At 72.7% G+C, this 12,243-nt stretch carries 9 protein-coding genes and 1 pseudogene; 6 read left to right on the top strand and 4 right to left on the bottom strand.

What is annotated here, in order from left to right; translation table 11 throughout:
- Nucleotides 1-136: 136 nt before the first annotated feature.
- A pseudogene (locus ACFRFC_RS08875) lies at nucleotides 137-466 on the top strand (SsgA family sporulation/cell division regulator); the annotation flags it as partial.
- 112 nt (nucleotides 467-578) lie between these two features.
- On the opposite strand, the gene ACFRFC_RS08870 reads toward ACFRFC_RS08875, so the two are convergent.
- The 4 genes from ACFRFC_RS08870 to ACFRFC_RS08855 form a co-directional block, all read right to left on the bottom strand.
- Nucleotides 579-2,249 carry a penicillin-binding transpeptidase domain-containing protein gene (locus ACFRFC_RS08870; protein ID WP_382689722.1) on the bottom strand — a complete coding sequence of 557 codons (1,671 nt, stop codon included), beginning with the start codon at nucleotides 2,247-2,249 and terminating at the stop codon, nucleotides 579-581.
- 364 nt (nucleotides 2,250-2,613) lie between these two features.
- Nucleotides 2,614-4,239, bottom strand: coding sequence for a penicillin-binding transpeptidase domain-containing protein (locus tag ACFRFC_RS08865; protein WP_382689720.1), 1,626 nt, complete (start codon nucleotides 4,237-4,239; stop codon nucleotides 2,614-2,616).
- A gap of 206 nt (nucleotides 4,240-4,445) precedes the next feature.
- The gene (locus tag ACFRFC_RS08860; protein ID WP_382689718.1) at nucleotides 4,446-4,688 is read right to left on the bottom strand and encodes a hypothetical protein; all 243 of its coding nucleotides are present in this window, start codon (nucleotides 4,686-4,688) and stop codon (nucleotides 4,446-4,448) included.
- A gap of 80 nt (nucleotides 4,689-4,768) precedes the next feature.
- Entirely contained in the window at nucleotides 4,769-6,523 is a 1,755-nt protein-coding gene (locus tag ACFRFC_RS08855) for a dolichyl-phosphate-mannose--protein mannosyltransferase (RefSeq protein WP_382689716.1), read from the bottom strand.
- A 149-nt stretch (nucleotides 6,524-6,672) separates the two neighbouring features.
- Here ACFRFC_RS08855 and rsmI point away from each other — a divergent pair, with 149 nt between their 5' ends.
- The 5 genes from rsmI to rsmA all read left to right on the top strand — a co-directional run bounded on the left by rsmI (nucleotide 6,673) and on the right by rsmA (nucleotide 12,130).
- Complete coding sequence (rsmI, locus tag ACFRFC_RS08850; RefSeq protein ID WP_382689714.1) at nucleotides 6,673-7,521, top strand: 16S rRNA (cytidine(1402)-2'-O)-methyltransferase; 849 nt, start codon at nucleotides 6,673-6,675, stop codon at nucleotides 7,519-7,521.
- A 351-nt stretch (nucleotides 7,522-7,872) separates the two neighbouring features.
- Nucleotides 7,873-8,295, top strand: coding sequence for a hypothetical protein (locus ACFRFC_RS08845; RefSeq protein WP_382689712.1), 423 nt, complete (start codon nucleotides 7,873-7,875; stop codon nucleotides 8,293-8,295).
- A gap of 102 nt (nucleotides 8,296-8,397) precedes the next feature.
- On the top strand, nucleotides 8,398-9,309 hold the full coding sequence (locus ACFRFC_RS08840) for a TatD family hydrolase (RefSeq protein WP_382689710.1): 912 nt from the start codon (nucleotides 8,398-8,400) through the stop codon (nucleotides 9,307-9,309).
- 289 nt (nucleotides 9,310-9,598) lie between these two features.
- A complete protein-coding gene (locus tag ACFRFC_RS08835; RefSeq protein ID WP_382689866.1) occupies nucleotides 9,599-10,831 on the top strand; it encodes a ubiquitin-like domain-containing protein in 1,233 nt (410 codons plus the stop codon).
- A gap of 405 nt (nucleotides 10,832-11,236) precedes the next feature.
- Nucleotides 11,237-12,130 (top strand): 16S rRNA (adenine(1518)-N(6)/adenine(1519)-N(6))-dimethyltransferase RsmA, encoded by an 894-nt coding sequence (gene rsmA, locus ACFRFC_RS08830; protein ID WP_382689708.1) that lies wholly within the window; start codon nucleotides 11,237-11,239, stop codon nucleotides 12,128-12,130.
- Nucleotides 12,131-12,243: the final 113 nt, after the last annotated feature.

Here is a 12,243-nt window from a genome sequence, read left to right as displayed (position 1 = left end):
GTGGGGGGGTGTCGGGGGTGCCGGTAAGCGCTCCCGCCGGGGGGCGGGATCCGGAAAATGTGGGACATTGGATGTGGGGCGGGATGCACAGCTTGCACACAGGCAGCGCAGGTCACGCAGGGTAAGGGGCCGTCCGATGTCCGCAGTCGAACAGTACGCGCGAGCCCACATAGTCACCGACGCCGACATCCCCGACGACACCGACGCCGTCCCCGTCGTGCTGCGCTACGACCCGGAGACCGACCCCCGCTCGGTACGGATCGGGCTGCCCGGCCCGCACGAGTGGACCTTCTCCCGCACCCTGCTGGAACAGGGGCTGCGCGAGCCCGCCGGCACGGGCGAGGTCAAGGTGTGGCCGCTGGGGCGGGTGCAGGCCGTGGTCGAGTTCCACTCGGCGTCCGGGGTCTCGGTGGTGCAGTTCGACACCAAGACGCTGATGCGGTTCCTGCGGCGGACGTATCTGGCGGGGGGCCGGTCGGCCGCCTCTCCCAGGCCCCCGGATCTGAATGAGCCGGACCCCACCGAGCCGGACCTCACTGGGCCGGACCTCACCGAGCCGGACCTCACTGGGCCGGATCTCAGCCGCCGAGCTTGAGCAGCGCCGCCACCATCGGGCCCGCCGTCGAGCCGCCGTGCCCGCCCTCCTGGACCACACCGGCCGCGGCCAGATCGCCCCGGTACGCCGTGAACCAGCCGTTGGGCTCCTCCTGCCCGTCGACCTCCGCCGAGCCGGTCTTCGCGCCGATGTCCCCGGTGACCCCGGACATCGCCTCCGCCGCCGTACCGGAGGCCGCCGTGTAGGCCATCAGCTCGCGCAGTTCCCCGGCGGTGGCGGCGGACATCGTGCGGGAGGCGGTGGCGAGGGTACGGCCGTCGACGGACGGGTCGACCAGATACGGCTGATGGAAGACACCCTCCTTGACGGTCGCGGACACCGACGCCATGTTCAGCGGGTTCATCCGCACGCCGCCCTGGCCGATCAGCGAGGCCGCCATCTGCGCGTCCGACTGCACCGGCACCGAACCGTCGAGGGTCGGTACGCCTATGGCCCAGTTGTCCAGGCCCAGGCCGAAGACCTGCTGGGCCTGCTTGGTGAGATCGTCGTCCGCCAGCTCGGGCGCCTGGCTGATGAAGGCCGTGTTGCAGGACCGGGCGAAGCTGTCCTTGAAGGTGCCGTCCTTGATCTCGAACTCGTCGAGGTTCTGGAACTTCCAGTTGCCGTAGGTGAAGTACTTCGGGCAGGGGTGGTCCTCGTCCGCCGACGCCAGCCCCTTCTCGATCAGCATCGAGGCGGTGACCACCTTCATCGTGGACCCGGGTGCGAGGGAGCCCTGGAAGGCGGTGTTGAAGCCCGGGTCGGCGTTGGCGACGGCGAGGATCTCGCCGGTCGACGGACGCATCACGACGACGGAGGACCGGTCCTTCTTCGCCACCTGCGCCTCGGCGGCGGCCTGCATCGTCGGGCTCAGCGTCGTCTCGACCGTGCCCGGCGTGCCCTCGCTCAGCTCCAGCACCGTCTTGTCGGCGGCGTCCTTCGCCTTGGACTCCTCGCCGCGTACGACCCGAAGCTCCACGCCAGCGGTGCCGCCGGCCGTCTCGCCGTACTTCTCCCGCAGCCCGTCCAGCACCGTCCCCAGCGACGGGTACTCCTTCTCCGTCAGCTCCCCGCCCTCCGCGTCCAGCGCCGTGACCGGCGGGGTCCCGGCCTCGCCGGTCACCAGCGTGTCACCGTCCTGGAGTTCGGGGTGCACGACCGCCGAGTGCCACTCCACCAGCGGCTCGCCGTCCGACTCCCGGCGGACGACGGTGAGGGAACTGGTGTACGACAGTGGCTTGCTGGTCTCCTCGAAGGTCACGGTGCCCTCCACCGCGAACGGCACCTCGGCGCCCTGCGGGGTCTTCGCGGTGAGGGTGACGTCCTCGATGCGGGCGTCCTCGGTGTAGCCGGTCAGCAGCGTGGTCGCGGCGGTGGCGTCGGTGGTCGCGGCGGCGGCCTCGCCGACCTGGCCCTGCTGCCAGGCGGTGAGGAAGGTGCGCGCGGCGGTGGTGACCTCCGTCGCCGACAGGGGGCCGGACTTCACGGACTTGGTCCCCTGCTCGGTGGCGGACGCGGTCTCCGCCTCGGCGGCCCCACCGCCGTAGAGCGCGTAGACGCCGAGTCCGGCTCCGCCCACGACCGCGGCGATCATTCCGCCGATGACGGCCGGCCTCGTCTTCCGTCGCTCGGCGACGCGCCTTCTGTTGCCCACGCTGTTTCGAACCTCCGCGTTCTTGCGGTCCCGCAGACCTGCCCGACACTCACCGTGCCAACGACTTCACCAGCCTAGAGTCCCGTTCTGTGCGGGGCCCTTCATCAGGGGGAGTTCGGACAGGGTTGTGACATGGGGCGCGTCTGCCGGCGGCCGGGTGCGGGTGGTGGGTGGCTGGTCGCGCAGTTCCCCGCGCCCCTGGGGGGTGGGGGCCGGCCTGCGCCACCATCCGCCGCCTGCTCCAGCCGCCGCCGCCATCTGCCATCGCTGCGGGCAGTCGTGCCGCTGGGGCGGCACGGGTGGGCGCGGCGGTACCCCGCCGGCGCGGGTGAGTGATATGCCCCGGCCCGCACCCGCACCCCGGTCAGCCCGCCTTCAGTACCGTCGCCACGATCGGGCCCGCCGCGTCGCCCCCGTGGCCGCCTTCCTCCGTCATCGCCGCCGCGGCGACATCATCGCGATACCCCGTGAACCAGCTGTTGGCGACGTCCTGACCATCCACCTCCGCGGACCCCGTCTTCGCGCCGATGCTCCCGCTCAGCCCCGCCATCGCCGCCGCCCCGGTCCCGCTCACCGCCGTCTGGTTCATCATCGACCGCAGCTGCGACACCGTGTCCGCCGACAGCCCCTCCGCCGTGGCCAGTTCCCGCCCGTCCAGGCTCTGCGGCACGATCACCGGCTGCCGGAAGGTCCCCGTGAGGGCGGTCGCCGTCACGGACGCCATGGTGAGGGGGCTCATCTGCACCTGCCCCTGGCCGATCAGATTCGCCGCCATGTCCGGCCCCTCGACCGCGGGGACCGACCCGTCGAACGACGGGATCCCGACCTTCCAGTTGTCCTGGCCGAGCCCGAACCCCTCCTCGGCCTCGCGCGTGAGGGAGTCGGCATCGAGGTCGTCGGTGTACTTGATGAACCCGGTGTTGCAGGACCGGGCGAAGGTATCGGCGAGGGTGGCGCCCTCGTTCGGCTCCAGCGTGTCCAGGTTGTTGAAGGTCTGGCCCTCCCACAGCGCCGTGTCCGGACACGGCGCCGGCCCGTTCGCCGTCGTCAGCCCGCTGTCGATGAGCATCGCGGCGCTGATGATCTTCATGGTCGAACCGGGCGCCACCTGCCCGAGGAACGCGGCGTTGAAGCCGTCCGCGCGGTTGTTGGCGACGGCGAGCACCTCCCCGGTGCTCGGCTTGACGGCGACGACGGACGACTCGTCGTACTCCTCGACGGCCTGCTCGGCGGCGGCCTGCACCTCCGCGCTGAGCGTGGTGGGCAGCTCGCCCGGCTCGCCCTCGGAGAGGGTCAGCAGCGGGGTGTCGGCGGCGCCGGTCGTGGTGTGCCGGATCGACAGCTCGACGCCGGGTGTGCCGCCCGCCTGCTCGCCGTACTTGTCGCGCAGTTCGTCGAGGATCGGGCCGAGCGAGGGGTACTTCTCCTCGGTCAGGACGTTGCCGTCCCGGTCGACGGCCTCGATCGGCGGCTGCGCCGACTGACCGGTGACCAGCGTGTCCCCGTCCTTGAGGTCGGGATGCACGACGGACGGCTCCCAGTCGACCAGTGCCCTGCCGGTGGTCTCGCCGCGCACGACGGTGAGCGAGCTGTCGTAGGCGAGCGGCTTGCTCTCGCCCTCGAATGACACCGTTGCCTTCACGGAGAACGGGACGGTGGTGCCGGTCGCCGCGCCGGGCGTGATCGTCACGTCCCCGATCCGGGCCTCCTGGTCGAAGGCCAGCAGAAGGGGCCCCGCCACCGACTGGTTGTTGGTCAGCCCGGCGGCGGCCGTCCCGTCGCCCTTCTCCCACGCCGCGAAGAACTCGGCGCTGGTCTCCTCGACCTCGTCCGCGCTCGGCGGCCCGGACTTCTTCACCTCGGCGCCGGCCGACCCGGACCCGCCGTCCCCGTCCAGCGCGGCCACCATGGTGAAGGCCCCGTACCCGGCGGCACCCACCATCCCGGCGAACACCGTCCCGACGATGGCGCCCTTGACCCCCTTGCGCATGGCGCGGCTCCTCCCCGTTGCCCCGTTGATCCTCAGATCGCAGGCCCGGCGACACGCGCACCATCCGAACGCGTTCAGAAACCCGGGCGAGTCGAACTGTAGGTGTCTCGGGAGAGAGTTGTGACGGCTGTTCCCGGACGGTGGCAGACCTGAGACACAGAACCGGTGCATAAAGCACGTATCCGGCCCGCGCGGAGCGCCCGCCCTCAGTCCGGGTCCGGCAACGGCTGCCAGGTCGACGCGCCCGGCGTCCGCCCCTCCGGCGGATAGTCGCAGTCGATGGCGCTGATCTCCCGGTCCCCGTCCGCGTCCACCACCGCGACCCCCGTGCAGGCCCGGCCGTGCTCATCGGTCCAGGTGACCACCTCGCTGCGGTCGGCGCACCCCGCGAGCATCAGCATCCCCGCGACCCCCGCCCCGGCGAGCCCGGCCCTGTGACGTCCCCTCATCCCGCATCCCCCTCCGCAGCACTACACGCACGCTTCCGGCACTACACACACGTTCCGGCGCGACCCACACCTTTCCGGCACTACACCCATGTATCCAGCCACATCCGCGACCTCCAGTCATCGATGGGGATCGCCTGGCCCGTGTAGATCGGCCAGAAATAGATGAAGTTCCACGCGATGAGCAGGACCAGCACCCCCGCCCCGGTCGCGCCCGCGACGCGGCGGGTGTCGGAGGAGCCCGGTGGGCCGATGAGGGCGCCCAGGAGCATGGCCACCGCGAGACAGATGAAGGGGATGAAGACGACGGCGTAGAAGAGGAAGATCGTGCGCTCCTGGTAGAGGAACCAGGGCAGATAGCCGACGGCCACCGCGCAGGCGATGGCGCCCGCCCGCCAGTCACGGCGGAAGAACCAGCGCCACAGCACATAGGCGAGGGCGAAGATGCCCACCCACCACAGCATCGGCGTGCCCAGCGCCAGCACCTCGCGGGCGCACTTCTCGCCCGCGTCCGCCGGGCAGCCGTCGGTGCCGGGGGCGGGGGACTCGTAGAAGTAGGAGACCGGGCGGCCCAGGACCAGCCAGCTCCACGGGTTGGACTCGTACGTGTGCGGTGACTGGAGGTGGACGTGGAAGTCGTACACCTGGGACTCGTAGTGCCACAGGCTGCGCAGCCAGTCCGGGAGCCAGGACCAGGAGCTTTCCTTGCCGTCGGTGGCCGCCCAGTTGCGGTAGTAGCCGCCGGTGCCGTCCGACGGGGAGAGGATCCAGCCGATCCAGGACGCGACGTACGTGACGATCGCGACCGGCACGAGGGCGACGAAGGCGAGGCCCAGGTCGTACTTCGCGACCGCGCGGTAAGGGTGCCGGGCGCCCGCCACCTTGCGCGAGCCGACGTCCCACAGGACCGTCATCAGGCCGAACGCGGCCAGGACGTACAGGCCGTTCCACTTGGTGCCGATCGCCAGGCCCAGCATCAGACCGGCCGTCCAGCGCCAGGGCCGCAGACCCAGGCGGGCGGTGTCGGCGATGTGCGCGTCCGGGCGGACCCTGCCGTCCGCGTCCACCGGCAGCGCGGCGGCCAGCCGGGCGCGCGCCTTGTCCCGGTCGACGACCAGCGCGCCGAAGGCCGCCACCACGAAGAACATCAGCACCCCGTCGAGCAGCGCCGTGCGGCTCATCACGAAGTGCAGGCCGTCCACCGCGAGCAGCGCGCCCGCCAGACAGCCCAGGAACGTCGAGCGCAGCAGCCGGCGCCCGATCCGGCAGATCAGCAGGACCGACAGGGTGCCCAGCAGCGCGGTCATGAACCGCCAGCCGAACGGATCGAACCCGAAGATCAGTTCGCCCAGGCCGATGACGTACTTGCCGACCGGCGGATGCACGACGTACGCCGCGTCCGTGGGGATCGGCACATTTCCGCCGGAGGACAGGATGAGATCGTTGACGTCCTTGTCCCAGTTGACCTCGAAGCCCCGGTGGACGAGCGCCCACGCGTCCTTCGCGTAGTACGTCTCGTCGAATATCACCTTCTTCGGATCGCCCAGGTCCCAGAACCGCAGCACCCCCGCGAACAGTGTGACCAGCAGCGGGCCGCCCCAGCCGGACCAGCGCACGATCCGGGTGGCCAGGTGGTGCGGTACCCCCAGCGCCGTCCACAGCCGGGGACCGGGTTCCGCGTACGGCGGCACCAGCCGTTCCCGCACGTCGCCGCCCGCGCCGCCGCGCGCCACGTAGCCGAAACGGCGCAGCCGCTGCTGCCATGCCGGCCGCCGGTCGGGCGGGGCCTGGTCATGCCGGGTGTCCGTCGAGGACGCGGAGGACGCGGTACTGGTCACCGCGCCATCGTAGGGAACCCTTCTATGGGAGTCCCGCGCATGGGTGGGATGGGTGGTGATGCGTCCGATTCGTACGGATCCGGGGACCGAGGGGGAGCGGCGGGCCACCGGGCCCCTCGCCGCTGGTCCGCCCCTGGGAGGATGGGGGGGTGACTGGAACCCTTGTTTTGGCGGGCACCCCCATCGGCGATCTCGCGGACGCGCCGCCCCGGCTGGCGCAGGAGCTGGCGGGCGCGGACGTGGTCGCCGCCGAGGACACCCGGCGGCTGCGCCGGCTGACCCAGGCGCTCGGCGTGACGCCGGGGGGCCGGGTGGTGTCGTACTTCGAGGGCAACGAGAGCGCCCGTACGCCGGAGCTGGTCGAGGAACTGGTGGGCGGCGCCCGGGTGCTGCTGGTGACCGACGCCGGGATGCCCTCGGTGTCCGACCCGGGGTACCGGCTGGTCGCCGCCGCCGTCGAGCGGGACGTGCGGGTGACCGCCGTACCGGGACCGTCCGCCGTGCTCACCGCGCTCGCGCTGTCCGGGCTGCCGGTGGACCGCTTCTGCTTCGAGGGGTTCCTGCCGCGCAAGGCCGGCGAACGGCTGTCCCGGCTGCGCGAGGCCGCCGCCGAGCGCCGCACCCTCGTCTACTTCGAGGCCCCGCACCGCCTCGCCGCCACCCTCGCCGCGATGACCGAGGCGTTCGGCGGCGACCGCCGCGCAGCCGTGTGCCGCGAACTGACCAAGACGTACGAGGAGGTACGCCGCGGCCCGCTGACCGAGCTGGCGGCGTGGGCCGCGCAGGGGGTGCGCGGGGAGATCACCGTGGTGGTGGAGGGGGCGCCGGAGCGCGGGGGCGAGGAGATCGACGCGGGGGAGCTGGTGCGGCGGGTGCGGGTGCGGGAGGAGGCGGGGGAGCGGCGGAAGGAGGCGATCGCCGCGGTGGCTTTGGAGGTGGGGGTGGCTAAGCGGGTTGTGTTTGATGCGGTTGTTGCTGCGAAGCGGTCTGTGGGGTAGGGGGGCGGGTTTGGGGTGGGGGGTTCGGTTTGATGCGGGCTTTCCGTCCGTTGTGGCTGGTCGCGCCCACGCGGCGGAGCCGCATATCGAAACAGCCCCGCGCCCCTTTGGGGCGTTGCCGGGCCGTGTCTTTCAGGCCATGCCCCATGCTTCGGCAAAGTGGAGTGGGGGCCTCCGGGGGTTTCGGCAAGGAACGTACAAGTCGTGGCCAACTCTCTACAGGGGGAGTGCGTCCGGGGGCCGGGAGGCGTTCTCTGGACGGAGGGAACGCACCCGTTCCCGCCTCCGACGGGGTCCGTGGATCCGTGGGTTCACGCCGGGGGCACTGTCCAGCGGACCACAGGAGCTGGCATGAGCGAGATCGCAGGGCACCCCGGCCTCCGCAGCGCGGCGGGCGCCGTCGTCCATGAGTCCTACTCCTTCGCCTGCATGAGGTGCGGGCACGGCTGGGAGCAGTCGTACGAGATAGAGCACCACACGGACGCCGACGGTCGCCTCTTCGTGCTGTACGTGGCGGACGGCGAGGTCGTGCCGTCCCCGCTGAACCGGCCGACCTGCGGCAACTGCGGCGGTCACGTACTGCGGATCATGGCCGCCGGCCAGGTGTCGGGCGCACGGGAGGCGGCGCGACGCAGCACCGCCCGGCCCGCCGTCCCGGCGCAGGGCGACCAGGGTGACCGGGGTGACCAGGACGGCCCGGACTCCGCCAAGCGCGAGCACCACCACTGGCATCTGTCCGACCTGCTCCACCCCTTCCACCGCCGGGCCAGCTGAGCCCGGCACCTGAGTTCGGACCCGGCGGGACGGCCTCCCCCGCCGGGTCCGAGGCCGTTCCCGCCAGGCGGGCGCCGGCCGCGGTTTCCGTAGGATCGGGGCATGCCTGCGAACGACCCCTCAGAGACTTCACGCCGCTCGGACGCCTCCGGCAAGAACTCCGCGCCGCCGCTCCCGCAGCCCCTGCGGATACCGGTCGCCGACTCGCACACCCACCTCGACATGCAGGCGGGCACGGTCGCGGAGGCCCTCGCCAAAGCCGCGTCCGTCGGGGTCACCACGGTCGTGCAGGTCGGCTGCGACCTCGCCGGCTCCCGCTGGGCGGCCGAGACGGCGGCGGCGTACGACGCCGTCCACGCGGCCGTCGCCCTGCATCCCAACGAGGCGCCCCGTATCGTGCACGGCGACCCCGACGGCTGGTCCCGGCAGGGCGCCCGGGTCGCGGGCGGTGACCCGGCGCTGGACGAGGCACTCGCCGAGATCGCCCGGCTGGCCGCCCTCCCGCAGGTCAAGGCGGTCGGCGAGACCGGGCTCGACTATTTCCGCACCGGCCCCGAGGGCAAGGCCGCCCAGGAGCGCTCCTTCCGCGCCCACATCGAGATCGCCAAACGGCACGGCAAGGCGCTGGTCATCCACGACCGCGACGCCCACGCCGATGTCCTGCGCGTCCTGAAGGAGGAGGGCGCTCCCGAGCGGACGGTCTTCCACTGCTACTCCGGCGACGCCGAGATGGCCGAGATCTGCGCCCGCGCGGGCTACTACATGTCCTTCGCCGGCAACGTCACCTTCAAGAACGCCCAGAACCTGCGGGACGCGGTGGCCATCGCGCCGCCGGAGCTGCTCCTGGTGGAGACCGACGCCCCCTTCCTGACCCCGGCCCCGTACCGCGGACGGCCCAACGCCCCCTATCTCATTCCGGTCACCGTGCGCGCGATGGCCGCCGTGCGCGGCGTCGAGGAGGACGAGCTGGCGGCGGCCCTCGCCGCGAACACCGCCCGCGCGTTCGCCTACTGACCCGACCGCACCGCCACTCTCCGTGGCTGTGCCGCTTTGGAGAGTGACGGGCGCTCCGCTAGTTTCTTGGGGCCCGAACCGGACCCGTCCGGACCCCTGGCCCCAGGAGCGTGTCGGCGTGAGCACTCCGGACTCTTTCTATGACCGGCCCCAGCAGCAGTCCCAGCCGCAGCAGCATGTCCCCGCATACGTCCGCCCGTACGTCCGTCCGTACGTCCCCGCGTACGAGACGGCGACGCTGCCGTACGGGGTGACGTACGAGGACGACGACACGTACGCCGCGCACGACATGTACGGCACGTACGGGTCCTCGTACGACACTTACGCGCCTGCCTACGAGCACCCCACCGTGGCCGACGTTCACTTCCCCCGGCAGGCAGGCACCCCCGTACCTCCCCCACCCGATGGTCACCGCCGCCGCCCCGGCCCGGCGGGTACGGTCCGCCGCCTTCTGCCCCGGGCGCTGGTCGTCGCCTTCCTGGCCGGGGGGACCACGGCGTTCGTCGCCAAGGACAAGGCGGTGGAGCTGACCGTCGACGGGCACCCCCGCGCGCTGCACACCTTCGCCGACGACGTGACGGAACTGCTGGCCGACCAGGGCGTCGAGGTGGGCGCCCACGATGTGCTCGCGCCCGCCCCCGGTACCGCGCTGACCAGCGGCGACGAGATCACCGTCCGTTACGGCCGTCCGGTCCGGCTCACCCTGGACGGCGACCGGCACGAGGTGTGGACCACCGGGCGCACGGTCGGCGAGGCGCTCCAGCAGATCGGGGTGCGCGCGGAGGGCGCGTATCTCTCCGCCGCACGCTCCCGGCGTATCGGGCGCGAGGGGCTCACGCTGGATGTGCGCACCGAGCGCTCGGTCACCGTCATGGCCGACGGCCGCGCCCGTACGGTCCGCACCAACGCGGCGACGGTGGGCGAGGCGGTCGCGGCGGCCGGGATCACCCTGCGCGGCGAGGACACCCTGTCCGTCCCGGCGGCCGGCTTCCCGAGGGACGGGCAGACGGTCACCGTGCTGCGGATCACCGGCTCGCAGGAGGTCCGGGAGGAGGCGATCCCGTTCGCCGTGCGGCGCACCGAGGACCCGGCGCTGTTCCGGGGCAGCGAGGTCATCGACCAGGCCGGGCGGCCGGGTCTGCGCCGGGACACGTACGCCGTGCGGAGTGTCAACGGGGTCCGGCAGAAGCCGCGCCTGGTCGGCTCCGAGGTGGTGCGCGAGCCGGAGACCCGGCTGGTGCGGGTGGGCACCAAGCCGATGCCGACGTCCGTCGCGGGCGCCGACCATCTCGACTGGCCGGGCCTCGCGGCCTGCGAGTCCGGCGGCCGTCCCGGTGCGGTGGATCCCTCGGGTACGTACGGCGGCCTCTACCAGTTCGACACCCGGACCTGGCAGAGCCTCGGCGGCTCCGGCCGCCCCCAGGACGCCCCCGCCACCGAACAGACCCTCCGCGCGAAGAAGCTGTACGTGCAGCGCGGGGCGAGTCCGTGGCCTCACTGCGGGGCGCGGCTGGGCGGTTGACGGGGGCGCCGGTCCGGCGCTGCGTGGCGGGCTGCGGCGGGGGCGCCCGTCCGGGGGCCTCGTCGCGGGCCGAAGGGTCTCCCTGGCTGCCGCCGCCGCGCGTCCTGTGTCCAGCGCCCCCGTGTCCCCCGTCCTCGCGTTCCGCGTTCCGCCGCCCATCTCGCGTCCGAAGGGTCTCCGCCTCGTGCCCGAGGGTGGCTCTCGCGTCCGAGGAGGTCTTTGGTCCCGCGCGCCTGAAGGTCCGTCCCCGTTTCGCGCCCGGGGGATCCTGCGCTCCAGGGAGGGCCACTGTTCCGCGCGCTCAAGGTGTCCCCGCCCGCCCCGTATCCAAGAGGCTCGCCCCGGCCAGGGCGTCACCTCCCCCGGGCCGTCACGCCCCGTCGGCGTGGCCCGTACCCTGGTGCAGTGAACAGCTCCACCGACGCCCTGCTGGGCCCCGCCGATGTCCGTGAACTGGCGGGGGCGCTCGGTGTGCGGCCCACCAAGCAGCGCGGCCAGAACTTCGTGATCGACGCGAACACGGTCCGCCGTATCGTGCGCACCGCCGAGGTCGGGCCCAAGGACGTGGTGGTGGAGGTCGGGCCGGGGCTCGGTTCGCTGACGCTGGCGCTGCTGGAGGTGGCCGACCGGGTCACGGCCGTCGAGATCGACGACGTACTCGCTAGCGCGCTGCCCGCGACCATCGCGGCGCGGCTGCCGGAGCGGGCGGAGCGGTTCGCGCTGGTGCACTCCGACGCGATGCGGGTGGACACCCTGCCCGGCCCCCCGCCCACCGCACTCGTCGCGAACCTCCCCTACAACGTGGCCGTTCCCGTCCTGCTGCACATGCTCGCCACCTTCCCCAGCATCGAGCGCACGCTCGTGATGGTGCAGGCGGAGGTCGCCGACCGGCTGGCCGCCCCGCCGGGCTCCAAGGTGTACGGCGTCCCCTCGGTGAAGGCCAACTGGTACGCGGACGTGAAGCGGGCCGGGGCGATCGGCCGCAGTGTCTTCTGGCCCGCGCCGAACGTCGACAGCGGGCTGGTCGCCCTGACCCGCCGCGCGGAGCCGGTGCGGACCACGGCCTCCAAGGCGGAGGTCTTCGCCGCCGTGGACGCCGCGTTCGCCCAGCGCCGCAAGACGCTGCGGGCCGCGCTGGCCGGCTGGGCCGGATCGGCGGCGGCGGCCGAGGCGGCCCTCGTCGCGGCGGGCGTCTCGCCCCAGGCCCGCGGCGAGTCCCTGACCGTGGAGGAGTTCGCCCGGATCGCCGAGCACAAGGGGATCGCCGACCAGCACGAGGGGACCCGGCACCAGCACTAGGTGACCCGGGACCGGCACCACGGCACCGAGGGCCAGCACCACGGCACCGAGGACCGGCACCACGGCACCGAGGACCGGCACCACGGCACCGAGGACCGGCACCACGGCACCCA

It is taken from the genome of Streptomyces sp. NPDC056734, assembly GCF_042790455.1.
In the GTDB taxonomy this organism is placed as follows: Bacteria; Actinomycetota; Actinomycetes; order Streptomycetales; family Streptomycetaceae; genus Streptomyces.
The sequence above is the reverse complement of the archived record's forward strand: the minus strand, read 5'-3'. Positions and strand labels throughout refer to the sequence as shown.

Excerpts from the sequence above, each read along its gene's own strand:
- ACFRFC_RS08865 (WP_382689720.1), bottom strand. The coding sequence starts at position 4,239 with ATGCGCAAGGGGGTCAAGGGCGCCATCGTCGGGACGGTGTTCGCCGGG.
- ACFRFC_RS08860 (WP_382689718.1), bottom strand. The coding sequence starts at position 4,688 with ATGAGGGGACGTCACAGGGCCGGGCTCGCCGGGGCGGGGGTCGCGGGG.
- ACFRFC_RS08845 (WP_382689712.1), top strand. The coding sequence starts at position 7,873 with ATGAGCGAGATCGCAGGGCACCCCGGCCTCCGCAGCGCGGCGGGCGCC.
- ACFRFC_RS08840 (WP_382689710.1), top strand. The coding sequence starts at position 8,398 with ATGCCTGCGAACGACCCCTCAGAGACTTCACGCCGCTCGGACGCCTCC.
- ACFRFC_RS08835 (WP_382689866.1), top strand. The coding sequence starts at position 9,599 with ATGTACGGCACGTACGGGTCCTCGTACGACACTTACGCGCCTGCCTAC.